Raw genomic sequence first — 26617 nt, forward strand, 5'->3', positions numbered from 1 at the left:
TACCTCTAAAATCGCTAAAAAGGGTATCCGATTCCAAAATTGAAGACCGTTTCCTTAACGTTAAAATTGTAGCCATCTTTTGACGGGTCGTGAATTGGCGCGGCAAAGTCAAAACGGATTACAAAGCCCTGCACATCTACCCGAAGCCCAACTCCGGCACCGATTCCCAATTCATTCATAAAACTTGAAGTAAACTTATCCTTACCATCAAAAGCCTCATTGGGCTTCGAGTTCCATATATTTCCCGCATCTGCAAAAACAGCGCCTTTAAAAAATGAAAAAATAGGAAATCGATATTCGATATTCGCTTCTAGCCGAATATTTCCTGTTAAGTCAAAATAATCACTGTTTGGATTTTCTTCATCACTATAAGTACCAGGGCCCAAAGAGCGTATTCTAAATGCTCTTACGCTATAGGGACCACCAGAATAATACTGTTTCACATAAGGCATTATTTCTGAATTCCCATACGGAAGTCCATAGCCAGCAAAAAGCCGGGTGGCGATTACTTGCTCCTTCCCAAAGTTGAAGTGATATCTTAAATCTACATCAGCCTTTGCATATTGTGCGTATTCCGAGCCTAAAAACTCCTTTGTTCCAGTTTCGTTCTCTTTTCCGAAAAGGCTTAAACTATTTCCTGCAACATCTAGGGTAGCATTTAAAAAAAACTGATGCTTTTTCGCTGTATCAACCATTCCATTATAGGTGAAGGAATAATTGAGACCTGAAATAAACTGTTGCTCAAAACTGCGTTTTAAAAATGGATTCTGCCGCAATATTGAATCAAACTCCTTAGTAGTGTTCGAGAGTTTTGTATAATTGATAGAAATAGGTATAATCTCGTGTGTAATATATCTATTCGCTTGCCATACATAACCGAATTGGGCGGTACCAGAAAGCAAGGCATATAACTTTGTTCTGGCTAAATAATCAACACTTAAACTGGTTTTTGTTTTAGGAATAGAATATTTAAAAAAGTCACTGTTTATTTTTATAGGGAAAATAACACGGGGAAATATCAGTTCATTTTTTAGGCCAAGTTCAACACTGGTATTTCCGCTATTTCCACCGCCACCCGCTTGAAATTCATACCCAAATTTTGCAGTTGTATTAAAAGTTTCCCCTCCTTTAAATAAGTTTCGATTACTATAAGTAAGGGCAATTCCCGGACCTGCAAAATTATTCGATTTAGAAACGGCTTGCAATTCAGCTCTTAAAGCACGCCTGTTTAAAGGTGAAAGGAATATGTTAGCCTCCAAAATTCCCAAACTGTCTGAAAGGAGCGAGTCTTTTTCAGTGTATTGGATGTTTACAAACTTATAAGCCCCAATGGATGAAAGTCTTCTTGCCGTATTTTTTGAAGTCGTAGGGCTGTAAAGCTGCCCTTCTTCCAAGGTGATAAATGGATCTAAATATTTTGGCTTAAAAAAATTTTCACTATTAATGAAGTTTTTCTCATTAAAGCGCGCCACATCACTTACCGTGGAATCTTGTACATCGTAATTGGCGTAAACATTTATTTTTGAGATTTTATAAGGAACTATCGATTTTTGGGGTACTTCTTTTTTTAATTTAAGGAAAAGATCAAATCTCTTTTTATCGTATTGATTGGTATCTGCTTCAAAAATGAGGAATCCAGGATTGAAATTATAATAGCCTTCACTCTTTAAGTCGCTGTCTATTCGCTCCCGCTCCATTTTCATATTGGCAAGATCAAATCGCATACCTTTTTTAAGTTTGGTAGCAGCTACACTCTTCTTTATTTTTGAATAAATGGGTTCCGATAAACTATCCAATTGGTATGTAGCTATTGTATAAGGTGAAAGTGCTTTTACAGTATATTTAGCTGAAGCTTCCTTTTCCTTCTCGTCAAATTCTGAAACTGCCTTACTGTAGAAAAACCCTCTGTTTTCCATCCTGTTAAGCAATATATCCTGAACTTCATAAGGCTTCACATCACTTTGATAAACTGGTGGTTCGCCTAATTTTTTATAGAGAAACTTATTGATAAAACCAGGATGCTCTTTCTGCATTTTATAATAATAATAAAGTCCCAATCGCATTCCTAGAATTTTCTTGTTAGGTTTTGGACGTAAAGCTTCTTCCAATACAGCTTTTAACTGTGCCTCATTCTTGATTACAGAATCAGACTCTATTTCAACGCTCGCACCTGTGTACAGCCGCTCGCCATCTGGCACGTGTTTTTTTACGGCACAGGATTGCAGTACGATAAATGTCGCAATTAAAACGAATGCTATTTTATATTTAAAAATATTCAAAGCTTAAAATTCTTATTTTAGGTGACTTGTTTCAAAATGAACAAAATAGCTGTTAACTAATCATCGCTATTTTCTTCTTCTTTATTCTCTTTTTTAAATTCCACAGCATCCTCTTTCTTTACCTCTTCCATTTTTTCGCTTTCTTTTTCGGCTTTCTCCTTTTCTTCTTTCTCTTTGAGTTTCTCTTCGGAAGCTTTACGTATTTCCTTTTCTTTTTTAGTTTCTCCACGAAGAATTGCTTCCCATAGTTCGTCAAACTTGTTGAATTCCTGCGTAAATATCAATGCTATCCCGCTCACGATAGTTTGGCCGTCAATTACATTTTCGAATTCATTTCTTCTAAATCCTTTTAGTCGATATCTGCCATTTTCAGTAAGAAGATATTCCAGACTTACGTTTCCAATTAATGGCGCCGGTTCATTATTGGAACTGCTTCCTTGGATGTCAACTTCACTACCCACCCTTACAATCAATCGATCGTTAAACAGTTTCTTTTGTGCTGCAATATCCAACTGGGTGCGTTCTTGGGGCGTTTCTCCTTGATAATCGGTATAGCTGTCTAGACCAAAATCCAACTCCACACCGCTATTTCCTAAAAGTTTATCGGAAAAAGTATTTAATTGGTCGGAAAGCGCATCGTTTAAATTATCACGTGCCACGGTTGCGAAACCTCCCCCACTTCCGTCGCTGCCTGGCTCAGGATAGAAGCGACCTAAAACAAGAAGTGAAAAGACCTGACGATTCAATTCCCCTTCCTGCGCATTTACTTGTTGTAACCTTCCATAAACCTGTCCACCTATTGCACCCTGCTCATCTTTAGGCATATCGAGGTCAAACGAAATTTCTGGCTTGGTAAGTTCACCATCTACATTTAAATACACATAAAATGGTAATACCTGTCTATATTTATTTTTTGCTGAAGGATCTGAACCAGAACTAACAGGCGCCATTAAGGCGGAAGCCGAAGATTCTACTTCATACATAGCCTTCACATCTAATTTTGCGTCAAATGGATCGCCAGACCAGCTAACTCTGCTTCCTTTTGCCAATTCAAAACGTCTATTTACAAGATTGTAAAGATTCATTTCATAATGACCGCCAGCAATATCGTAAACACCACTTAGGTTCATTCGGCCGTTAGGATTTAATGTGAAATCGAATTCACCATCTCCAAATACTTCAAAATTATCACCAGTTTCCTTGTCTATAATAATGGTGACTTTAGCCTTCTTACCAATTTTTAGAAAAGCACTTACATCAATCCCTGATAAAGTTGCTGTTTGTTCTTTGGTCTGTGTTAATATAGCGTCACGGTTTTCGCGGTTAACAAAAATCACTACTCCTCCCCTTTCCTCAATAGCAACTGATGATGATGGAAGAACATAGGTTAGGTTTGTATCGTCATTTACTGTGATTTTAGCATCTAGTTTTGGAATTTGAAGATCGCCGGTTAAATTGGCATCGGCATCAAAAGATGCTGTTCCGTAGAGAAAATCATTATCTTCATTGGTTGCATTTAATACTTGAAAGTTAGTGGCATTCACTTTTAAATTAAAAGTTGGATTTACAAAACTCTCCGTACCAATTTGTCCGCTAATAACTAACTTGTTTTGGTTTTCATCGCGCACCGTAAAGTTATCCATGCTCAAGCCTTTATTATCAATATTTAAGGTTTCATCGGCCATGGCGAAGGGAGCATTTAACTTGGCAACCGTAAATTTGGCATCGTTAAAATGTATACTTCCATCGTATTTTGGTTTTTTGGCACTTCCGCTGACTTTGAATTTACCAGAAAAACTACCATTAGCATCTTTTATTTCGCCCAAAGAGAAGCCTTCCAAAGCGCGCATCTTAAACTCATTTATATTTAGATCTAAATCTATTTTTGCGTCTTTTCCGGAAGCAACATAGTCTCCTTTTAAGTCAAGGTCTACTTCCCCTTCTTTTAAAGCCATGTTGAAATCATACGTATTGCCACCAAGAGATTTGGCATCAACACTAAGTACCCCTAAATCTACCTGTAGTAAATTAAGTTGTTCTATGGAAAGGTCTGCCAGAAGTCCTGTATTTCCAAAAGGTTCTACGACCACTAAATTTCCGTTTAGATTCCCTTGAACAAGTTCTTCTTCCGGATTTAAATAATTTAGAATATCACTTAATTTAAAGTTTTCAAATTTTATGGCGAAATGATCTCTTGAAACATCCGTTAGCTTATTGGTTAGCTCTACAGTCTCTTCATTTCTAGTAAACTTAAAATCATTGAAAACAATTTTCTTTTTTGAAATAAGAACCTCGTTGTCATCAGGAGTTTGCCATTTATTTCTATCAAAAATCAAATCTTCGGGTACTATATGAAACCTAAGTTCTTCCTCAGTACCTGTTATTTGCGATTGAATGTTAATCAGCGTACTGTCCTTATAAACCGAATTAAAGTTCAAACTAAGTTCGTTATCCTGTTGGTTTCCCCTAATTCGTGTCTTTGGAATATTTATAGGTCCACCTTTTATATTATTAAAGCCTAAGTCGAAAACAAACTTTTCCTTATCGGTATCCATCGTAAACGCGAGGCTGTCCAATTCATTGCCGCCGTAATTAATATGTGGCGCTCGGATATCGGCCTTCAACTTTCGCGCTGCCTCATCAAAATCCACTGCAATTTTAACGGTATCTAGCTTTTTCACATTCACTAAAAACACATCGTTTAAAACTGGAGCTTCTACAATTTTACCTTTTACATACAGTTTTACTGGATGTTGAATGGTATCTGAAAGTTTTATTTTCCTCGAAAAATAACTTCTAATATGGCGTTGTATGGCTGTTGCAAAAGTTTCAGGATCTGTATTGCTCTCCAGGCTTAGCTGTATCATTTTGTTATCCAGCCAAATAGAAGTAGTATCGCTTCTAACGTGCGCTGTAGCCAATAAATCACCTAACAAATAGGTTTTATCGTCATAAACCACCACGCCGTCACCCAGAGTTGAAATAACGTCAAACCCATATTTCCCGACTTCTACATCGGCATCCAATTTAAAGGCGGTACGAACATCGCGATCCATCAATCCCAAAGATTGGAGATTGGCACCAATCAAGTTTAAATGCGCGCTGGCCTGTGAAGCGACAGAGTCTAGTGCAACATCAACATCTAGGTCAAGGTTAATGTTTTTATCTTTGTATTTTGAAACAATATCTCCCTTCCCATTCTTTATTTTTCCATTAATTGCCAAATCCTTGATGGCATAACCGTCAAACTGGAAATTAGAAATAGTAGCGTCTAAAGTGGCGTCAAGATTGTTTATATCGCTACCAGAACCATTGGTTTTTATGCTTAGGCTTAGCGCACCCAATTGGTCGTTTTTAAGAAGTTCGTTTAGTTTATATTCCTTTATCTCAACATCGGCATCAAAAGCTATTTGTGAATCGTTTTTGAAATGACCATCTATAGTAGCGATTCCTTGAGAAGTTGTTAAGTTTGCTTTTGCGTATATATCTTCCAAATCACCTTTTGCGTTTCCTTGAAGTGAAACATCTTCTGGCAAACTAACTCCCAAATCTTTCTCACTTAAAAATTGAATAAGATCATTACGCTTGCTTTGGACGGAAAATCGGGGTATATCAAACTTTAAATTATCTGGATCAGTAGCATTCTGAATAAATCCGTTAGCAGAAATACGCGTAGTATTTCCCCATCGAACATTCAGGTCTGGAATTTGAATTGCAGAAAGGTAACCGGAAGCATTTATATTCCCGGTAAGATATTTCTTGCTAAGCGCTTTTAGGTATTCATTCTTCTTAAGGTCTGGCTGAAATTTAAAGACATCATTTAAATTTGCCTGAAAAGCAGGTATATTGAGTGCTATTTTTGATTGGTCAGGTGCATCGATTAAATCTGCAAGAGATGGATAATCCAACCGTACTTTCCCTTTGAGTTTGTTGTTGTTTAGCGCGAGTTTTAAATCATTAATTTTTAAGAAATTATCAGTCGCTTCAAGATTTAAAGCCAGTTCCTTTAAATTTAATCCTGAGCCTTCTTTAAAATTAAATGCGTCCACTGTTAGTCCAGCCTTCTTATCTTTTAAATAAACAGTATTTGCCTTCAGTTGAAGGTTTTGTAGGGTGATGGCGTTAGGGTTGAATTCGTTTTGTTTTACATTCGCACTCCCTACAAAATAGCTGACATTGTTTCCTTCAAGATCAATATCAGCAACTGCAATCTTAAAATCAGGCCACTCAAATTTTTGAATATCCTCTTTTACATCGTCTTTTACTTCTTCAGCTTTTTGAGTAATTCCGTTGGTTTCTGTTTCCGTATTTATTTTTATGATTGAGTTTTTCAATCTAAAATCCCCAACTTCAATTTCATTATTGGCTAAATCTGCTTTTTCAAGTTCTAAATAGAAGTCTGAAATTTCTAAATCTGCAGCAATTCTATCGCCATAAGATTGATAATCTACAAATACGTTTTTAAGAGTAAGTTTATCCATTTCCAAAAAAGGCAATGGAGTGTCTTCTGAAGGCGTAGGAGGAACTGGAGATTGAATATATTTTATTCGAGTATTGGAAATAGAAGCTTCGGAAGCGCGGAAATCCATGTGCTCCAAATCCGTCTTTTTCATTTGGAGTGCCAAAGCCCCGATTTTAATCTGGGTGTCGATTCCCAAAACGGCATCGTCAAAAACAATATTAAAATCCTTAAAATTAATATCACCTAACATAATTTTCATTGGTGCTGAAGTGGTATCAACTGCAACAGCCGTTGTGTCTGGAGTTACAAAGGCATCAATAAGAAATTGAAAATTATAACCAGAAACAGAATCTTTCCGAATTACATTGGCGCGCAGGCCTTCCCAATCTAGCGTGTTTACACCGATTCCATTACCGCGAATAATTGGGAGAAGCGGAATATCGGCTTCCAAGGATTTTGAATAAACCAGAGTATCTCCTTTTTTATCTTCCAGAAACAATCCTTTTAGCATGATGTTTCCATCAAAAGTGATAAAAAGTTTTTCTATTTCTACTTTGGTATGGGTTTTCTCAGAGACATAATTTACAGCTTTCTGAACTATAATATTCTGACCCCAAGGACTTCGGATAAATAGCACAAGCAAAATGAACAGGATTATAAGAACCACGAGAATTCTCGCAATGATTCTTAAAAACCTATACTTTCTTGGCTTTTTCTTCTTTTCTTCTTTCTTTTCCAAAGCAATTTTTGGTAGTTTTCAAATGTAAGAAAATACTATTGTAATTTGTTGCAGAATTTGCTTGAAAGCTACTATTTACGTATAAACTTGTGTTAAATTTTATGTGTAAATAAAATACTATTGGCCTACTTGTAGCATTAAAGTTTAAAACTAATTGAAAGAATTCGCCTTCCACAGCATTATTTCATTTCTTATCATACATCAATGCGAGACTTACTTTCCAACTTTATCTTTGTTCTTTAATAAAAGAATATCTAAAAAAACATAAAAATGGAGAACAATACAAAAACAATTTGGAATATAGATGCCACACATTCAGAAATCAATTTCAAGGTGAAACATATGATGATTTCTACTGTTACTGGGAGTTTTGAAAAGTTCGATGGAAAGATTGAATCCGCCAATGCTGATTTTATTGGTGCTGAATTCTCCTTTTCTGCCGAAATTAATTCTGTAAACACAAAAAATAATGATAGGGACAATCATTTACGATCGGCTGATTTCTTCGAAATAGAAAAACATCCTGAACTTAAGTTCACTTCAAAATCTTTTGATGGCAACGAAATGCTTGGCGATTTAACCATAAAAGGTATTACAAAAGAAATAAGACTAGCAACGGACTATAACGGAACAGCCGTTGATCCTTATGGACAAACAAAAGCTGGTTTTGAATTGGAAGGTCAAATAAGTCGGAAAGAGTTTGGCTTAACCTGGAGCGCTGTAACAGAGGCAGGAAGTGTGGTGGTTAGCGATAAAGTAAAACTGATAGCTTCGCTTCAATTTATTAAACAATAAAACTAAGGAAATGAACACACGAAAAATAGAACGTATCCTAACGCCACCCAACCCACATATGGTTGGGGATGGGTTTAGGGTTCACAATTATATCCCTTCCGGTTTGGGAGCGGGTTTTGAAAGAATGAATCCATTTATAATGATGGATTACAACAGTAAATTCTACTTTCCTCCTACGGACCAACCTCGCGGCGTGGATGTACATCCACACCGAGGCTTTGAAACTGTAACCATTGCCTACAAAGGGAAGGTTGCCCATCACGACAGCGCCGGAAATAGCGGAGTTATTGAGGAAGGCGACGTACAATGGATGACGGCGGCTTCTGGAATTCTTCATAAGGAATATCACGAAGCGGATTTTAGTAAAGCAGGAGGCGATTTCCAAATGGTGCAGCTTTGGGTAAATCTTCCCGCGCAATATAAAATGAGTCCGCCAAAATATCAGGGAATTATAAACAGTGAAATAAACAGCGTTGAACTCCCTGAAAATGCTGGAACGGTTGAAGTAATTGCAGGAGAATACAAAGGTGAAAAAGGTAGTGCTTCCACATTTACACCCGTTCATCTTTTAAACGCTAAATTGAATAAAGGTGGTAAAGCAACTTTCAGTTTTCCGGAAAATTACAATACTGCCATTTTAGTTTTGGAGGGAAATATAAAAGTGAATGATTCCGAAGAAATAAAAACCGATAGCTTGGGATTGCTTTCAAATCAAGGTGAAACCTTTAGCGTGGAAGCAACAGATGATGCAGTTGTATTAGTTTTAAGCGGAGAACCAATAAACGAACCTATTGCAGCGCAAGGTCCTTTTGTAATGAATACTCGGGCAGAACTGATTCAAGCTATTTCTGATTTCAATATGGGGAAATTTGGGTATTTAGAATAAGCAATCTGTAAACCAGACTTTCCGTTGAAACTTAATTCGGCTTAAAGTTTTTGGTAGCCAGTTCCTTCCTTACACGGCTTAAACTTTCAGGAGTTATTCCCAAATAAGAAGCGATCATCCATTGTGGCACGCGCAGTAATAAATCTGGATACATTTTTATAAAGCTCAAATAGCGCGTTTCGGCGGAAGCACCTAGCAAAAGGTTGATTCGCTTCTGCATTTGGCGGATATGATTGTGCAATAATTTATCGTTGAACTTATTGAATACTGAGCTGATTTCTTTTGCTTGACAAAAAAATTCTTCATCAATCAGCACTACTTCGGTATCTTCTATCGCTTCAATATAACTATCTGATGAATCATTAAAATAAACGCTGCTTCTATCTACAATAAACCAATTTTCAGGTGCAAATTGAATGATGTGTTCTTTCCCATCATCAGCCAACATATACGATCGCAACAAGCCTTTTTCCACAAAAAAAGAATGTTTGCACGGCGCGCCTTTATCTAAGAGAATAGCGCCTTTTTTATATTCTTTTTTTTGAAGGTTGTGATATAAGGTTTTTGCTTCTTTCTCAGGTAAACCAGCGGTTTGAATTAAGTACGAATCAAAATTGATTTCCATCGTTGCAATATCTTAAGGTTTATTGATGTGTAAAATTACTGATTTCTTCATAGTTAATTACTATCTCGCAGTTTCATAAGCTTAATTAAAAGCAGTATTTTTATGGCAGATTAATACTACAGATGAAAACGAAAACAATTGAGAAGCCTCAATTATCCAATATAGAACCATTACTGCAAAAGAGCAATATTAGACCGACTGCTATGCGTATTCTGGTCTATAAATTTCTATTGGAGAACGAAGCGGCCAAGGCACTCATCGATATTGAAAATCATTTTGCAAAATCAGATAGAACAACACTTTACAGAACTATAAAGACGTTTGAAGACAAGGGAATTGTTCATCAAATAGACGATGGTACCGGCACGGCTAAATATGCATTATGCGAAGAAGGTTGTAACTGCGAAATAGAAACGGATCTTCACCTTCACTTCCACTGCAAAATTTGTGATGAAACCATATGTCTCACCGATCATAAAATACCGCAAATTAACCTTCCAAATGGATTTTCGGCGGAAAACGCAAACCTCGTAATTAAAGGGATTTGCGATAAATGTTCTTGTTAATGCACTTCTGTTGCACTAACATATTAATTAGATTGCAATCATAAAAATATTCCTATGGAATGGACATTTGAAAACTTTAAGGCAGATCTTGATAATTTATCCCCAGGGGTTCGAGAAAAAGCCATGGAAATCGCCAATAGATTGATGAAAAAAGGTGGTATTTCCGAAGATAAAGCAATCAAGATGGGCATAAAAAGAGCCGAAGAATGGTTTCTGGATTCCGGAGGTTAATTAATTAATTGCAATGAAAAATGAAAACATTAGCCTAGACGATCAACATGTCGAGGAAGGTTGCTGTAGTAGCAACCCTGGTAATAATTCAAAAAAAAATAACAGTAATTTTCAGATATATCTTCCTGCAATTATAAGCCTCGTGATGCTTATAGGTGGGATAGCTATGGATTATTTTGAAACAGTCTTCTTTAAGGATTGGATTCGAATAGTATGGTATGTTGTAGCGTATATTCCTGTAGGCTTTCCCGTAATGAAGGAGGCCTGGGACAGCATTTTAAAAGGAGATTTTTTTACTGAATTCTTTTTAATGACAATCGCAACCTTTGGTGCCTTTGCTATCGGGCATTATGAAGAAGGTGTCGCCGTTATGCTGTTTTATGCTGTGGGAGAATTGTTCCAACATTCCGCTGTTGAAAAAGCAAGAGGAAATATTAAGGCGCTCCTAGATGTTCGTCCAAACGTTGCTTTAGTGAATCGGAACAATAGTTACGTTTCAGTAAATCCTGAGGAGGTAGCAGTAGGTGAAAAAATTCAGGTGCGTGTTGGAGAAAAAGTTCCCTTGGATGGCGAACTGCTTTCTGAAAAAGCTTCACTCAATACAGCAGCTCTTACTGGTGAAAGCAAACCGGATTCTATCGCCAAAGGAGACACCGTTTATGCAGGAAGTATAAATCTTGAAGACGTTATTGAAATAGAAACCACTAAGGTTTTTAAAGACAGCTCTATAGCTCGAATATTAGATCTAGTTCAAAATGCTACTTCCAGAAAGTCTAAGACCGAACTTTTCATCCGAAAATTTGCTAGAGTTTATACGCCCATAGTTGTTTTTTTAGCAATAGGTGTAACGCTTCTCCCCTACTTTTTTGTTGAAAATTATGTGTTTCAAGATTGGTTATATCGCGCTTTGATATTTCTTGTAATTTCCTGCCCTTGTGCTTTGGTGATTTCTATTCCCCTTGGATATTTTGGCGGATTAGGTGCCGCATCACGAAACGGAATTCTTTTTAAAGGCGCCTCTTTTTTAGACGCCATAACAAAAGTAAACACCGTGGTAATGGACAAAACAGGTACCGTTACCAAAGGAGTTTTTAAAATTAAGGATGTTAAAAGTTATGATGTTTCAGAAGAAGAACTGATGAAGTATCTCTTGGTATTGGAAGCAAAATCTACCCATCCAATTGCTCGGGCCATTATGGAATATCAAATAAATGAAAACAGCTATAAGGCTTCCAATGTTACCGAAATTGCAGGAAAAGGTTTGCGAGGAACCGTGAACGGCAAAACGGTGCTAGCGGGAAATAAATCCTTGATGACTTCCAATAACATAAATGTTCCTAATGAAACAGAAACTATTGTAGATTCCATCGTTATGGTAGCAATAGACGGGGAATTTGCTGGCTATGTAATTATTGCAGACGAATTAAAAGAAGATGCACATCACGCGGTTTCAGAACTTCGAAAAGCAGGAATTAAAAAAATCATTATGCTTTCTGGCGACAAGGCTTCCATTACTGAAAAAATAGGGGCGGAATTAAAATTAGATCAAGCTATCGGTGGTCTCCTTCCTGAAGATAAATTAAATGAAGTTGAGGCTTTAAAGAAAATTCCAGGGACAAAAGTTGCTTTTGTTGGTGACGGAATAAATGATGCTCCAGTAATTGCCGCGAGCGACGTTGGAATTGCCATGGGTGGTCTTGGAAGCGATGTCGCAATTGAAACGGCCGACGTTATTATTCAAACTGATCATCCTTCAAAAATTGCACGCGCCATTAAAATTGGCCGCTCAACCAGACGTATCGTTTGGCAGAACATTTATCTGGCTTTTGGGATTAAATTGATTGTATTGATTCTTGGTGCTGGCGGAATCGCCACCATGTGGGAAGCTGTTTTTGCAGATGTGGGCGTTGCATTTTTAGCAATATTGAATGCGATTAGGCTTCAGCGAATGAAATGGTCTTAAAACTGATTTAAACATAATTAAAGTAGCAAGAAAATTATACCTAAATCATTTAATAAAGATGTTTTGGAGAAGCACATTCAATCTTGGCAAAATCATTAAATTTGTACTCGATAAGAATGCATCATATATTCTTTCCGTATTCTTTTGAAAAGCAAATGAAAAATTAATGTTTAGACATCAGGGCAAAAGCAGAACCTTAAAACACAATCTGCAAATTGCCACAGTTTTATCTTTTGTAGCGGGAATTGTAAATGTCACGGGATTTTTAGCCATTCAACAACTTACCACCAACGTAACTGGTCATTTCGCTCAATTTATGTTTGACGTTGAGAAACTTGAATTCTGGAAGGGTACTATATTTCTCGTTTATATCATTTCGTTCCTATTCGGGTCATTTTCTTCCGGATTTCTTATTGAAAAATTTAAGGAAAATAGAAAACTAAATGTCTTCGCTATACCAACAATAGTGGAATCAGTTATTTTAATTTCTGCTGCAGTTATAGCAAAGATTACCGAGATGCAATATCCAAATACTTTAGCCTGTATGTTGCTTTTTGCTATGGGAATGCAAAACTCTTTTGTGACTAAAATCTCTAATGAAATTGTAAGAACCACGCACTTAACGGGGCTTTTCACTGATTTGGGGATTGAGCTTTCCCACTTGTTTTTTCCTAATTCTTATCCAGACAGAGAAAAAAATAAAGCTAAAATTAAATTAAGAGGCTTTATTATTTCCTTTTTCTTTCTTGGTGGAATTGTTGGTGGATTTTGCTACTCGACCTTGGGACTAAAGACAAACACTTTAATTTTAGGAGCTCTCGTTTTAATGGTGAGTTTATTCTATGACGATCTTAGATTTAGCTTCATCAAAACAAAAAGAAAACATCAGCAAAGAAAAGCAGATAAAATTAATGGGTAGTCTTACGTTAAACAGGACTTCAATATATTCCACATTTTTATTATATCTATCAATGACTTTGCGGGTAATTATATTTGTTAGGGATCTGAAGTTTTTATGGTTTCTTAAATAAGGGATTAATAAAATAGCTGCCTTATTTAGAAATAATAAAGATTTTTCTTTTTCGTTTTATTCATTAATCGTAATATTGCAATGAAACAATTAAGAAGAAATGGGATTAGTAAAAACAGAAATATTTAACGAGCAGCAAAACGAAATCGCCTTGTTTGCGAAAGTTTTTGGTCACCCGGCCAGAGTAGCCATTCTCCAACACCTATTCAAGATAGATACTTGTATTTGCGGAGATTTGGTTATTGAAATAGGGCTTGCTCAAAGTACAATTTCACAACATCTACGGGAGTTAAAGCAACTAGGGCTCATCAAAGGAAACATTGAAGGAACAAGCGTTTGCTATTGTATCCATAAGGAAAATTGGATGCAGATGAAGAAAGTTATGCATCAGTTTTTAGACCAAGATATTTCAGATGAAACCTGTTGCTAATAAATTTTAAACACTATTAATATCACAAAGCACATAAAGTCATGAATAAAGAACAAGAATTAAAAGAGATCGTAAAAGAACGATATGCGAAAATCGCGGAGCAAGGAAAAGCCGAAAATGCTTCCTCTTGTTGTGGTGCAACTACACCATCAAACAAAGTGTACAATATAATGATGGATGATTACTCCGGAACCGAAGGCTACAATGAAGACGCAGATTTAGGTTTGGGGTGTGGATTACCTACACAGTTTGCGAAAATAGAAAAAGGAGATACTGTGATTGATTTAGGTTCAGGCGCTGGAAATGACTGTTTCGTTGCACGCCATGAAACAGGAGTTGAAGGAAAAGTAATAGGAATTGACTTCACTCCTATTATGATTGAAAAAGCCCGGATCAATGCAGAAAAATTAGGCTATAATAATGTAGAGTTTAGAGAAGGTGATATTGACGCAATGCCAATAAGTAACGATGTAGCTGATGTTGTTGTAAGTAATTGCGTTTTGAATCTGGTTCCTAACAAACAAAAAGTGATTAGCGAAATCTTCAGAGTACTAAAACCTGGCGGACATTTTAGTATTTCAGATATTGTTTTGGAGGGAAATCTTCCAACTAGTTTAAAAGAAGATGCCGAAATGTACGCAGGATGTGTTGCTGGAGCAATTCAGAAAACAGAATATCTAAAACTTATTGAGGAAGTAGGGTTTAAAAGTGTAAAAATTCAAAAGGAGAAACCAATAACGATTCCCAGCGATATTCTTGAGAAGTATTTAACCGAAAAAGAATCTAAGGCCTTCAATAATGGGGGAACAGGAATATTTAGCATAACTGTTTACGCCGAAAAACCTGGGACAAAAGAGGAAAAGCAAAATTTAGATCTATCAGAAATTAAGTCAGAATCTTGTTGTGAACCAAAAAGTGGATGTTGCTAAAAACATCAGTATTATTCCTCACGTTCATGCGCTTCTAGATCTTTTCTAAGATCTAGTTTGCGCAGATGTGGGAAAAATGCACCAGTTCCTATAACGGTAAGAATTGTCATTCCACCACCGAAAACCACTGCGGTAACCGTGCCCATTAACTTGGCTGTAAGGCCACTTTCAAAAGCGCCTAATTCATTGGAAGACCCAACGAACATAGAGTTTACCGAAGCTACCCTACCACGCATATGATCGGGCGTGCGCAATTGTAAAATGGTCTGACGAATAATTACGGAAATACCATCAGTAACACCACTTAAGAAAAGTGCAATTACAGAAACCCAAAACCATGTGGAAACCCCAAAAATGATAATACAAATTCCGAAACCGAAGATGGCGGTAAGCAATTTATAACCTGCATTCTTGTTGAGCGGAAAATATGCTGAAGTAAACATAATAATTAAAGCTCCAACAGCTGGAGCTGCTCGTAAGATTCCAAAACCTTCTGGCCCTACTTTAAGAATATCTTGCGCGTAAATAGGAAGCAAAGCTACTGCGCCACCAAAAAGTACAGCAAACATATCTAATGTGAGCGCGCCAAGAATTACCTTGGTGTTTTTTACGAATTTAATACCTTCTTTTAAACTCTTCATTATAGGCTCACCTATGTTTGGATTCATGATAGGTTTCTTCGGAATTTGAAGCAACATGATTAATGCCATCAGGGAAAATGCAAAGACAAAGCACATAGACCAGTGCACACCAATCCAATGTATAAAGAAACCGCCAGCAGCAGGCCCAACAACAGCTCCCATTTGCCAAACAGAACTACTCCAAGTTGCTGCGTTTGGATATATTTTCTTCGGAACTAATAATGAGAACAAAGAAAAGATGGTTGGACCTAAAAACGCACGAACAATACCACCTAGAAAGACGAGAAAATAAACCCCATAAAGTATAGTATTTGTAGACCATCCGCTCACTACTGTAGGCCAAGTAAGCAGGAATAATCCAAGACTTACCACCGAAAACCCAAAAATACATTTAAACAGAAGCGAACGTTTTTCCCGTTGATCTACTATATGTCCTGCAAAGAGCGCCATGGAGACTGCCGGTATAACTTCCATTAAACCAATTATTCCTAGAGAAAGTGGGTTTTTGGTGATGCTATAAACCTCCCATTCTATCACAACAAATTGCATGCTCCAAGCAAACACCATCGCGAAACGTACCAAAAGAAAAATATTAAACTCCCGAAATCTTAATGCTGCATAGGGATCATTTTTCTTCATGAAAGGTTAGTCTTGGTATAGATCTGTAAAAGTAGAATAATCTAGGGCAAGAGGTCGGTGAAAATCGAAAAGATTAAAGCAGGCTAAATATAGCTACGGCATATAGATAAAATCGCACAAAGCGAAGTAGCCCAAACAATAAGTAGTTTCTGAATTTATAATGAATCATTCCAGCAGCCATACTGGTCAGGGAATAAGGAATTGGCAACAATGCACCAACAATAATCAAGAAGCCACCCCATTTGCGAATTTGCTTTAAGTGTTTCTTCATCTTTCCCTCCATATACGCATATACTTTTGGGAGGGTAAAAATCCATCTACCAATGAAGTAGGAAATAATTCCACCTATATATGACAAAGTAGCCAAGAGCGTCAAATAAACAAGTGGTTCTGGCATTTTATTACTCCAAGCAATAAAGATCTCGGGAGGCACCAAGCCTAAAAGTGATTCTGAAGCAAGAAAGACAATTAAAATATTTAGAGGCGCATAGTTTTCAGTGATATATGTAAATAGATTGCCGAAATCTACTAAGTAAGTATCTACAACAACAAGAGCTATCACCAAAAGAATTAATGGCACTATGGCCTTCTTGAGTGTTTTTCCCACAAAAGAATAAAACCCAGTGTATTTATAATAAAGATGGGTTCTCTTTAATTTGTTTGTTTCAGATTTTCTCACGGTATTCATTGCTGTTTAATATACTATATATTCACATATATATTTTAGGTTCACCGAATGTGTAATCGGCATCAGTCTAATAAAGTGCAAATATATATTGAAAAGGCTAGTGCTCCAATCTTTTAATCTTTCATTAGCGGTTAATGCTATGTTAAACTTTTTAGAATATAAATCTTGGTCTTTAAATCGGGGTGGATTGTTAATGTTTCGTTAAACTACTACTTTGTATTGCATAGTACTGTAACAAAAATAATTGTTCTGCGTCTTTTAAGTATAACCCAAAAAACAAATTATAATGAGAACTCTAGACAGCAATCAATTGACAGAAAGAATAAAAACTTCCAGAATCTATTCTTGGAATATGAAAAGAAGGTTTCGTTAATATCATTAATTAAAATTAATTAAAAATCACAAATCATGAGAACATTAGACAGCAATCAGAATCAACACAGACCGCAAACTTCCAAAGCTTTTGTTTGGAATACCAAAAGACGCTGTAAATAAGTTATTTCACCATAAATTCACGATAATGAAAACCTTGAGAAATATTCAAAAGCGAATTAAATGCGGCTCCCAAAGACAGCACACTTTTTATTTATATCAAGAAAAGCATCTTTTTGAAGATCCTACAATAAGAAAAACTTGTAGATATGCGTTTTGATAATTTAAATAATAAATTGTCATTAAAGCTGAAATGAGCTACCGGAAGTAAATACATTCCGGTAGCTGATTTTAGCTTTATTCTTTTTTTGATTTTGGATTGGGATTGTATTTGCGAACTGGTTTGGGTTTAGAATCAGGTTTGGCGTGTTTCTTTTCTGGCATCGGCCCTCTTAGATGAATTACCAGTCCATTTAGAAAATTACGGAGAAACTGATCTCCACATTCCATATATTTTTCGTGATTTTCATTTCTAAAAATCGCTCCCAATTCACTTTTAGTTACAGCAAAGTCAACAAGAGCGCAGATCTTTACAATGTCTTCATCGCGAAACTTATGAGCGACGCGCAGTTTTTTCATGATATCATTATTGGTAAGTGGCATAGGTGTTTTTTCAGAATGATTACTTTAGTGCGAAGGTACAATTTAAGCAGAAAACCTTAATATGCTTGATGTTTTATTTATTCCATTAAAATAAAATTGAAATATCCAGCCTTGTTTTTCTTCCTTAAATAAATATCCTCTTAACAGAAATAAGATGTTTCTACCCCTTGGGTTTTTCAACTGTCAGAAAACGATTATTTGAAAAGTCTAATCTCTAGGTGCACTCTTGACAAGGTTCTCCTGATAAATAGCCCGTTTGGGAATAGCCAAGTGAATATCATTTTTATCCAGTGCTTTTTTTACTGCTTCCATTTGAGCCCAATATACAATCCAATAATCGTCCGTATACGCCCAACACCTTGCAGACACCTCCATGGAATAATCGCCAATGCTGTGTAGCCACACATCTACGGGCTGATCTTTAACCAGGTCTGGGTTTGCATTTAAGGCCTTTACAATAATTTCACGCAATTCATCAAAATTTTCCTCAAAAGAAAAGTTAAGTGATATTTCTACACGACGGTAGGGCTCCATGGAACGGTTGTCCACATCATTATTAGACACCTTGCCATTTGGCATAGTGACGATCCTACCGTCATAGGTTTTGATCCGGGTGTATAAAATGTCTACCTTTTGAACAAAGCCAAGGTTGCCGTTGATTTCAACTAAATCATTCACCTTAAAAGGTTTAAACGCTAAAATGAGGACTCCACCTGCAAAATTGGATAAACTCCCTTGTAGGGCAAAACCAATGGCTAGGGCTGCAGCACCGAACATAGCCATAAATGAAGAGGCCTTAATGCCAAGAAGTATACCAACAATAAAAATCAGGAAGGCATAGAGCATAAAAATACTCAAGCTTTGGAAAAAAGTTCTTAACGAGGGCTCTACGTTCGCTTTTCTCAGCAACCCACGAAGCAAACGCATAACGATCTTAATAACAAATATCCCAACTACCAAAGCCACAACTGCATAAATGACATTGGGACCAAAATCAATAAGAAATTTTAATAGTGCTTCTTCTAATCTTTTCCAAATACCTTCGTCCATAGACTTTTGATTCTTTAAAATGAAATGAGGGCAAATGTAGTCAACTTAATTAGACTGTACTTGCCAATAAAAGACAGGCTTTGTTAAAAATACTTTACTTGATTTAACTTAATATTAATGATCGTTCCATAGCCTTTTCTATATCTTTAAAATAAAAAATCATGAAAGACACAGAAAAAAAATCAGAAAGCAAAACTTCAGAATTTAAAAAGAAGGATGAAAACCTATACAACCCTGATATCACTGAACACGACAAAGACATACTTTCACAGAAAAATGTTCATGGTGATGGTGGCGACGATCAACAACTACGCGATCGTAAAAAGAAAGTTGATTTTGCTGGTAAGGATTTAGATGTACCTGGTCGCAATCAAGCCAAAAAATCAAAAACTGGCTTTCGGGACGAAGAAAACCAGCTTTTCAGTCAAGGTGGTGAAGATAATAATGAGTTGGAAGAAGATAATCCACGTATCTAATCTTAAATCTAAGTTGAAACTTATTTCCCAGTTGGCACCATGTAAACTGGGATTTTTGTTTTTTCCAAAACGGTGGAAGCGACCGTCCCCAAAAATATTTTTTCCAAGGTGCTATGGCTGTGGGTTCCCATAACTATTAGATCGGCATTCCATTCTTGGGCATATTCTAAAATTTTTTGGGCCGTATCTCCTTCGGCCAAGTGCGTGGTTATATTGTTTCCACCCAAATGAGTAACTGTTTTATCTAAGAAATCTTGCGCTACCTTAACCACTTCTTCCTGAATTCTATAATCTATAGGAAAAGCGTAACCCTCATAGCCCATAAATGGTTCATATTGCATTCCGTAATAACTTACTTCAGCTAAAACGTGAAACAAACAAACTTCGGCCTTCATTAATTTAGCAAGTTCGTTGCCCATGTTTACAACCTTTTCGGAATTCGGATTATAATCTAGTGTAATCATTATCTTTTTCATTGTGAACTGGTTTAGTTAATTAATTCAGATTTATTTTCAAGAAGACTACCTTCCTGAACCGTAGGATACAGATCTTCATAACATTTTGTATCTGTTTCCACCTGCTTAAAGATAAAGCTTCTATTTAAATCCGAAAGCTTTTTACATCCAGTTGCTGCAAAAAGTTCTAAAAATTCAGCAACCGTTTTCTCGTGATAGTTTTTTACCCGCTTCCTCTTATCTTCAACAACAAGGCCGCGCATCAAGCCTGGGTTGTTTGTTGTAACTCCTGTTGGACATTCATTTGTGTCGCACCTAAGCGCCTGAATGCAACCCAGCGCGAACATCATTCCACGTGCGGAATTGCAAATATCAGCTCCCATGCACAAGGCTTTTAAAATATCAAATGCAGTGATTATTTTTGTAGCCGTTATAACTTTAATATCTTTTTTAAGGTCGTATCCATTTAAAGTGTCTACCACAAAAATGAGCCCTTTTTCCCAAGGCATTCCAACGTAATTGGTAAAGTCTATTGGTGCCGCTCCCGTACCTCCTTCTGCCCCATCTACTGTTATAAAATCTGGCTTAATTCCTGTTTCAACCATTTTTTTACAGATTTCAGAGAATTCATCCTTACTTCCAATACAAAGTTTAAAACCTATTGGTTTCCCACCACTTAATTCACGCATTTCTTGTATAAAGCGAAGTAAGCCTTCTGCATCGCTAAATGCAGTATGACCTGGGGGTGAAATAACTGCTGTGTGAGGTTTTACGCCCCGTATCTTTGCAATCTCCTCATTATTTTTTGCTGCTGGAAGTACACCACCATGTCCAGGTTTGGCGCCTTGTGATATTTTAATCTCAATCATTTTAACCTCTGGAATGGCTGCTTTTTTCTTAAATTCCTCTGGTGAAAAATTTCCATCCTCGGTTCTGCATCCAAAATAACCAGTTCCCACTTCATAAACCAAATCGCCTCCCTTTAAATGATAATCTGAGATTCCACCTTCGCCTGTATCGTGAAAAAAGTTACCAGCCTTTGCTCCAAGATTCAGCGCCATTACTGCATTTTTACTCAACGCGCCAAAACTCATGGCAGATATATTAAAAATACTGGCACTATAGGGTTGCGTACACTCCTTCCCTCCTACGACCTGCCTTGGAGCTTCCTTTAAAATTGGCGAAGGATAAATGCTGTGCTGCATCCATTTATAATTTTCTGCTTCCACGTTTAGTTCGGTTCCAAATGGATGGGTTTCTTTCCCCAGTTTTGCACGTGTATAAACGTAGGTTCGGTGATTTCTATCAATGGGCTTTCCGTCCGTATCAGATTCTATAAAATATTGATGAAGCTCTGGCGCAATCATTTCCAGTAAAAATCGCATATTGCCCAAAACTGGAAAATTGCGTAAAATGGCATGTTTTTTCTGGAAAAGATCATTCAGGCCAATTGCAAATATTAATACGCCAATAATGGAAAAACCATATATCGGCCACATTACCGTACTTATAATTATTAACACGATTATAAGTGCGATAAATGTAAACCTTATTGCTTCCTTCATAATATTATACCTTCTATTATTTCAGCGAAAACTTCATTTTCTATATGGAGTATGGCATTCCAATTTATATCTCCATTATCGCGAAGTGCGTTTGTAAATATGTTTAAGGTGTTACCAATGACACACCAGATTTGGGTTACACCTACATTTTTAAGAATTTGAGGAATTTGTTCTGATATATTCAAACTTCAATTTTGACGTAAAACTAAGATACGAAATTAATAATGCATTATTTAAACTATAAATTTATCAATTATGAATTATTTAACGCTCAAAAGAGTATTTCGATTATAAAATATTCGGTTATAGCTGATAATATGTAATAGTTCCTTAATCCTTAAGTTCTAAGGTAAAAAAATCATTTACTGGTTTATTAAAAAGCATTGAAAGCTTTAGCGACAAAACGGTTGAAGGAACATAACGATTGGTTTCAATTGAATTAATTGTTTGACGGGAAACCCCAATTTTTTGCGCGAGTTCCTCCTGCGTCAAATTGAGAATGGCGCGCTCTACCTTTAATGTGTTTTTCATGAATTCCTCTTTTTTAAAAACCAAAATATTGTCAAATATATAATGAGTAAAAACCAAAGAATTTGAAAATCCCCCAAGTCCTGATAATTTGCGTCTTGTGGTTTGATGAGAAAAGAAACCAAATAATTAAGTAGAGGCTGCACCAGAACCCAAGCCACACCCATAATAAAAGCGAATGAAAATGCCTTGCTACGCAAGTTTTCAACCAGTTCATCTTCAATTTTTTCTTTTGAAATGATTACAATTAATAGACCAACGAGCATCGTATTTTTTAAAATTGATTTAAAAACAATATGGTTTATATCTATAAATCTGTTTAATAGAATCAAAACCAAGGAAACAATAAAAATTGCCCACCCTATTCTTTTCCAAGTGTTGGGTAATTTTCTGGTAATTAGCCAATTCAACCTACGCTCTTCTCCATCGCAAAATCTTTGTGTTTTCATAATGAAATTATTTTATTAATAATAAGTTCGCTTAACAATAAGACAAATATACTGTTTATTTTGTAAAATTAACTTTACATAACAAACTATTTTAAATCATAAAGGTTAAGCTGTAGGAAGTAACTAAAAAATAAGTGTCTCTGAAACGAAGGTTTACGTTTGAAGAATTTAGTATTGCGTAATTAATTGGTGAACGAAGCTGAAATGCCGGCTTTAAAATTACTGTTTAACTATAATTGTAGTTGCCTTATTTCCACGGAGCAGATTCCATTCATAGGACCCAAGTAAGTTTCCAATTTCGTCATAGATATTAACTTGAGCCGTATTTGGTCCAGATGAACCTTGGTTTAAAGCTTCAAAATCAACTTTGTTAAAACCGTCCTGCAATTTTAAATCAAAGCCTCTAAAACTACCTTCAAGCCTTACACGAGGAATTTGGATTTCACCATTCACCCATACCCTGATCATATCTCCATCAACGAATTGATGATCGCGATACATTATAGTTGCACTTTTGGCTGTTGTTTTAACGTCGCCCAAATATTGATCCTTTCCATATTCCGCCTTGGCTTCCTTATCTTTTGTGAAGTATTTTGGAGTTTTGTTCGTGCCGGTATAATCTATAAGGCCATCCCCGTTTTGCATATCAATGGGCTTCTCCTTTTCCTTCCCTAAATCAGAATTATTAGGGGTATTTGGATTTTTGGTATTCGATAGTGTTGGAGCCTTTACAGCGGGAATTTCGAAACCTGTAGGACTATTGATATTTGTTTCATTCGAATCAAAACGCACTGAATTATTATCAGGCAATTCAAATTGCGCGAATGCATTTCCGGATATTACGATAAAACCAACTAAAAGGAACTTCTTCAACATGTCATAAAAATTTCAAAGTCATGATAGCAATAACTGCACCAAATCAAAATTAGTATTCTAAAAATTAATTTTTGAGGCCCAGACCAAAAACGGGCTATTTCTTTTCTTTCTTATTTTTTCTCCAATAGATGACGAAAAGCAAGATTACACATATCGGTAAAATAATATAGATTATTAGATCTGCGGGATTGGACAAATCGATAGGTGTATCACTTGGGTTTGGAACTTCTGTTGGTTTTTGTGAATACATAGTTGAAACCAATAGTGAAAAAGTTATGAGGGAAAAATATTTTTGAATTTTCATAGTAATAATATTATTTTATAAATGGCTTTGTAAAGCTAAGATTAGAAATTTAGGTTCTTCTCTATTAGCGATAAAAAAAAGAAATGTGCCTTAAATTTTAACAATTTATGTTAAGTGTTTGGAAATTAGCTTAAAATGTCATACTATGCCGTGTTATTATAAAAATCTAAGAATATATGAGACAACTTAAGATCACGAAGCAGGTAACCAACCGGGAAACCAAATCTTTAAACAGTTATTTACAGGACGTTAGCAAAATTGACTTGATAACTGCCGAAGAGGAAGTGGAGTTGGCCCAAAAAATTCGTGAAGGAGATCAGGCTGCGCTAAACAAACTTAGCAGGGCAAACTTACGATTTGTGATTTCTGTTGCAAAACAGTATCAAAATCAAGGCCTAAGTCTTCCGGATCTTATCAATGAAGGGAATGTAGGTTTGGTGAAAGCTGCCAAAAGATTTGATGAAACAAGAGGTTTTAAATTTATTTCTTATGCTGTCTGGTGGATCAGACAAGCCATTTTACAAGCTATCGCGGAGCAATCGCGAGTTGTAAGGCTTCCACTGAACAAAATTGGAGATATCAATAAAATCAAAAAAGCATCTATTCACCTGGAACAAAAGTATGAAAGAGTTCCTACCGCGGCCGAAATAGCCAATGAGTTGGACTTTAGTGAGTCTAAAGTAAAAAGCTCGCTAAAAAATTCAACGCGCAGTCTTTCTATGGATGCTCCTTTTCAAGAAGGTGAAAATGACAACAACCTTTACGATGTTTTGAGTTCCGGTGAAAGCCCAACTCCGGACAAGAGTTTGTTGCATGAGTCATTGCGTATTGAGATTAATAGAGCACTAGATACTTTAGCTCCTCGCGAAGCAGATGTTGTAAAATTGAATTTCGGTCTTTGTGGACAACCACCTATGACCTTACAGGAAATTGGAGATACTTTTGATTTGAGCCGCGAACGCGTGCGTCAAATCCGCGAAAAAGCAATTCGTAGATTGCGTCAAACTTCAAAAAGCCACATATTGAAAAAATATTTAGGCTAATCAATAAAGTGTTAAAAATATTGTAGTTTACAATATTTTGTGAGTTTCTTAGGAACGAGTATTATTTCTGCGGTTATCTTTATCAGATCAACCATCATTTAAAAAATGACAACAGAAATAATACTCGTTTTTTCTATTCTGTTTATTACTATTATTTTATTTGCCTTTGAAGTATTTTCGGTAGATAAAATCGCCATGCTTCTTATTGCTACTTTGGCTTTAACGGGTTTAGTAAAACCTGAAGAGGCAATTTCTGGATTTTCAAATACTGCCACCATTACTGTACTTTCATTGATGATAATGGCTTTGGCGTTAGAAGACAATGGCGTTATCGCCTCCTTGGCACGCTTTCTTAAAAATCTTCATATACTGCCCCTGTTTTTATTGTTGCCCGTTTTAATGCTGATAACAGGTGGAATTTCAGCCTTTATAAATACAACGGCAGTAGTTATTGTTTTTATAAAGATTATTGCAGAGTTGTCAAAACGCTTTAATCTATCGCAGTCAAAATTATTATTGCCCATTTCCTTTGCGGGAATTCTTGGCGGAAGCTGCACTTTAATGGGGACCTCAACGAACTTAATCGTAAATTCCATAGCGCTTGATTTAGGAGCGGAAAAATTTAGCTTTTTTGAATTTTCATTATATGGAGGAATGTTTTTGGTTGTGGGAATTATGGTAATAACCATTATGTCGAGATGGCTTCCAAAAGATTCCAAAGAAGAGAATCTCCAGAAGGCTTATGACTTAGAAAACTATGTAACCACGATTACAATAAAAAAGGACTCCGATTTAATCAATAAAACCATTGAAGACACTTTTTTATACCAAAATCCCGAAATTTCAATATTAAAACTCAATCGAAATAAACAATTAACGAATGCTCCGGGAAGGTACATTACTTTAAAGGAGAAGGACCAATTGGTCTTGATGTGCGATCTGGAAAACCTAGCTAGATTAAATGACACAATAGGTATCAGCGTCCACAAGGAGCGCGATGAGCATAAAAAAGAGAAAACCGACCGGGAAGAAGAAAGCCAATCAAAAAAAGAGGAAGAATGGCAATACATCGAGGTGCTTATATTACCCGGTTCTATATTAATTGGTAAAACCCTAAAGCAGCTTAGAAAGCAAACCTTTCAAAATGCATTTCCTATTGCCATCAAGAAAAGAAGGAATATCAGGAACACAAAAGAACGATTGGTGCGTAAGAATATGGAGCAGATTACGCTGAAACCTGGAGACAGATTACTCGTGGAAATCCCTCAAAACGAAATAAATCAACTTTATGAAATGGAGAATGTAGCCATTCTTAGACATCATAAAGCCAAACCTTCCATCAACATCAATAAAAGAGCCATTTCCTTTGGAGTTCTCCTCTTGGTTGTAGGTTTAGCAGCAAGCGGAGTTTTAACAATTCTGATTAGCGCTCTTACTGGGGTCTGCCTCTTATTGCTCACAAGATGCTTAGAGTTAAATGATGTTTATCATCGTGTTAACTGGCAAGTAATTTTTCTGCTTGCGGGAATGATGCCCTTGGGAATTGCGATGAACAACACCGGAGCCGATAAGTGGATTTCAGACCAGTTATTGATGGTATTAAGCGGGCAGTCAAATCTTATTATAATCGGTCTGATATTCTTAATAACTATGTTAATGAGTAGCGTTGTTAGCAATAACGCAACCGCGATTATAATGACTCCTATTGCAATAGCCGTTGCCGTAGGGCTAGATTTATCGATGAAACCGTTTATTCTATCGGTTTTGTTTGGAGCCAATTTTAGCTTTTTCACTCCCATGGGATATCAAACCAACACACTCATCTATGGAATGGGTCTTTATAAATTCAAACATTTTTTTCTAATCGGAGGGGTGTTGTCCTTAATTCTATGGGTTTTAGGTACTTTTATGCTTTCAAATCTTCTTTAAAATA

General features: G+C 36.3%; 25 protein-coding genes. 11 read left to right on the forward strand and 14 right to left on the reverse strand.

The window, feature by feature from the left end:
- Positions 1 to 14: 14 nt before the first annotated feature.
- Positions 15 to 2279: a translocation and assembly module lipoprotein TamL gene (tamL, locus tag G440_RS0103305; RefSeq protein ID WP_245574819.1), complete on the reverse strand. Its 2265-nt coding sequence runs from the start codon at positions 2277 to 2279 to the stop codon at positions 15 to 17.
- A 56-nt stretch (positions 2280 to 2335) separates the two neighbouring features.
- Positions 2336 to 7480 carry a translocation/assembly module TamB domain-containing protein gene (locus G440_RS0103310; RefSeq protein ID WP_026449993.1) on the reverse strand — a complete coding sequence of 1715 codons (5145 nt, stop codon included), beginning with the start codon at positions 7478 to 7480 and terminating at the stop codon, positions 2336 to 2338.
- A gap of 270 nt (positions 7481 to 7750) precedes the next feature.
- On the opposite strand from G440_RS0103310, the gene G440_RS0103320 reads away from it, so the two are divergent.
- Entirely contained in the window at positions 7751 to 8275 is a 525-nt protein-coding gene (locus G440_RS0103320) for a YceI family protein (RefSeq protein WP_026449995.1), read from the forward strand.
- A 10-nt stretch (positions 8276 to 8285) separates the two neighbouring features.
- Complete coding sequence (locus tag G440_RS0103325) at positions 8286 to 9161, forward strand: pirin family protein (RefSeq protein WP_026449996.1); 876 nt, start codon at positions 8286 to 8288, stop codon at positions 9159 to 9161.
- A gap of 31 nt (positions 9162 to 9192) precedes the next feature.
- On the opposite strand, the gene G440_RS0103330 is transcribed toward G440_RS0103325, so the two are convergent.
- Positions 9193 to 9786 carry a Crp/Fnr family transcriptional regulator gene (locus tag G440_RS0103330; RefSeq protein ID WP_026449997.1) on the reverse strand — a complete coding sequence of 198 codons (594 nt, stop codon included), beginning with the start codon at positions 9784 to 9786 and terminating at the stop codon, positions 9193 to 9195.
- Positions 9787 to 9908: 122 nt separating this feature from the next.
- On the opposite strand from G440_RS0103330, the gene G440_RS0103335 reads away from it, so the two are divergent.
- From G440_RS0103335 to G440_RS0103360, 6 genes are all read left to right on the forward strand, one after another.
- Entirely contained in the window at positions 9909 to 10352 is a 444-nt protein-coding gene (locus G440_RS0103335) for a Fur family transcriptional regulator (RefSeq protein WP_034258907.1), read from the forward strand.
- Between the two features lie 54 nt (positions 10353 to 10406).
- Positions 10407 to 10583, forward strand: coding sequence for a hypothetical protein (locus G440_RS21305; RefSeq protein ID WP_169718936.1), 177 nt, complete (start codon positions 10407 to 10409; stop codon positions 10581 to 10583).
- 13 nt (positions 10584 to 10596) lie between these two features.
- Positions 10597 to 12546 carry a heavy metal translocating P-type ATPase gene (locus G440_RS0103345; RefSeq protein ID WP_026449999.1) on the forward strand — a complete coding sequence of 650 codons (1950 nt, stop codon included), beginning with the start codon at positions 10597 to 10599 and terminating at the stop codon, positions 12544 to 12546.
- 166 nt (positions 12547 to 12712) lie between these two features.
- Positions 12713 to 13465, forward strand: coding sequence for a YoaK family protein (locus G440_RS0103350; RefSeq protein WP_026450000.1), 753 nt, complete (start codon positions 12713 to 12715; stop codon positions 13463 to 13465).
- Between the two features lie 211 nt (positions 13466 to 13676).
- The gene (locus tag G440_RS0103355) at positions 13677 to 14006 is read left to right on the forward strand and encodes an ArsR/SmtB family transcription factor (RefSeq protein WP_026450001.1); all 330 of its coding nucleotides are present in this window, start codon (positions 13677 to 13679) and stop codon (positions 14004 to 14006) included.
- Between the two features lie 41 nt (positions 14007 to 14047).
- On the forward strand, positions 14048 to 14935 hold the full coding sequence (locus G440_RS0103360) for an arsenite methyltransferase (RefSeq protein WP_026450002.1): 888 nt from the start codon (positions 14048 to 14050) through the stop codon (positions 14933 to 14935).
- Between the two features lie 11 nt (positions 14936 to 14946).
- Here the strand turns inward: G440_RS0103360 and G440_RS0103365 are convergent, their stop codons facing one another.
- From G440_RS0103365 to G440_RS0103380, 4 genes are all read right to left on the reverse strand, one after another.
- A complete protein-coding gene (locus G440_RS0103365) occupies positions 14947 to 16215 on the reverse strand; it encodes an MFS transporter (RefSeq protein ID WP_026450003.1) in 1269 nt (422 codons plus the stop codon).
- Positions 16216 to 16288: 73 nt separating this feature from the next.
- Entirely contained in the window at positions 16289 to 16903 is a 615-nt protein-coding gene (locus G440_RS0103370; protein ID WP_026450004.1) for a YqaA family protein, read from the reverse strand.
- Between the two features lie 729 nt (positions 16904 to 17632).
- On the reverse strand, positions 17633 to 17938 hold the full coding sequence (locus G440_RS0103375) for a DUF1456 family protein (RefSeq protein ID WP_026450005.1): 306 nt from the start codon (positions 17936 to 17938) through the stop codon (positions 17633 to 17635).
- Between the two features lie 207 nt (positions 17939 to 18145).
- Positions 18146 to 18988, reverse strand: a complete 843-nt coding sequence (locus tag G440_RS0103380) for a mechanosensitive ion channel family protein (RefSeq protein WP_026450006.1) — start codon at positions 18986 to 18988, stop codon at positions 18146 to 18148.
- Positions 18989 to 19149: 161 nt separating this feature from the next.
- On the opposite strand from G440_RS0103380, the gene G440_RS0103385 reads away from it, so the two are divergent.
- Complete coding sequence (locus G440_RS0103385) at positions 19150 to 19464, forward strand: hypothetical protein (protein WP_026450007.1); 315 nt, start codon at positions 19150 to 19152, stop codon at positions 19462 to 19464.
- Between the two features lie 20 nt (positions 19465 to 19484).
- Here the strand turns inward: G440_RS0103385 and G440_RS0103390 are convergent, their stop codons facing one another.
- From G440_RS0103390 to G440_RS19405, 7 genes are all read right to left on the reverse strand, one after another.
- Positions 19485 to 19940, reverse strand: coding sequence for a universal stress protein (locus G440_RS0103390; RefSeq protein WP_026450008.1), 456 nt, complete (start codon positions 19938 to 19940; stop codon positions 19485 to 19487).
- Positions 19941 to 19951: 11 nt separating this feature from the next.
- Positions 19952 to 21484, reverse strand: a complete 1533-nt coding sequence (locus G440_RS19400) for an FMN-binding glutamate synthase family protein (RefSeq protein WP_034258910.1) — start codon at positions 21482 to 21484, stop codon at positions 19952 to 19954.
- The gene (locus G440_RS0103400; protein WP_026450009.1) at positions 21481 to 21669 is read right to left on the reverse strand and encodes a hypothetical protein; all 189 of its coding nucleotides are present in this window, start codon (positions 21667 to 21669) and stop codon (positions 21481 to 21483) included. The genes G440_RS19400 and G440_RS0103400 overlap by 4 nt, the downstream gene beginning before the upstream one ends.
- 145 nt (positions 21670 to 21814) lie before the next feature.
- On the reverse strand, positions 21815 to 22015 hold the full coding sequence (locus G440_RS0103405) for a helix-turn-helix transcriptional regulator (protein ID WP_026450010.1): 201 nt from the start codon (positions 22013 to 22015) through the stop codon (positions 21815 to 21817).
- Positions 22012 to 22461 carry a hypothetical protein gene (locus G440_RS0103410; protein ID WP_051285126.1) on the reverse strand — a complete coding sequence of 150 codons (450 nt, stop codon included), beginning with the start codon at positions 22459 to 22461 and terminating at the stop codon, positions 22012 to 22014. The genes G440_RS0103405 and G440_RS0103410 overlap by 4 nt, the downstream gene beginning before the upstream one ends.
- Before the next feature lie 219 nt (positions 22462 to 22680).
- Positions 22681 to 23337 (reverse strand): hypothetical protein, encoded by a 657-nt coding sequence (locus G440_RS0103415; protein WP_051285128.1) that lies wholly within the window; start codon positions 23335 to 23337, stop codon positions 22681 to 22683.
- Positions 23338 to 23431: 94 nt separating this feature from the next.
- Positions 23432 to 23641 (reverse strand): hypothetical protein, encoded by a 210-nt coding sequence (locus G440_RS19405; protein ID WP_034258912.1) that lies wholly within the window; start codon positions 23639 to 23641, stop codon positions 23432 to 23434.
- Positions 23642 to 23817: 176 nt separating this feature from the next.
- Between G440_RS19405 and G440_RS0103425 the strand changes: the two genes are divergently transcribed.
- Both G440_RS0103425 and G440_RS0103430 read left to right on the forward strand, forming a co-directional pair.
- A complete protein-coding gene (locus G440_RS0103425; RefSeq protein WP_026450013.1) occupies positions 23818 to 24684 on the forward strand; it encodes a sigma-70 family RNA polymerase sigma factor in 867 nt (288 codons plus the stop codon).
- A 105-nt stretch (positions 24685 to 24789) separates the two neighbouring features.
- A complete protein-coding gene (locus G440_RS0103430) occupies positions 24790 to 26613 on the forward strand; it encodes an SLC13 family permease (RefSeq protein ID WP_026450014.1) in 1824 nt (607 codons plus the stop codon).
- Positions 26614 to 26617: the final 4 nt, after the last annotated feature.

The organism is Aequorivita capsosiphonis DSM 23843, assembly GCF_000429125.1.
Classification (GTDB): Bacteria; Bacteroidota; Bacteroidia; order Flavobacteriales; family Flavobacteriaceae; genus Aequorivita; species Aequorivita capsosiphonis.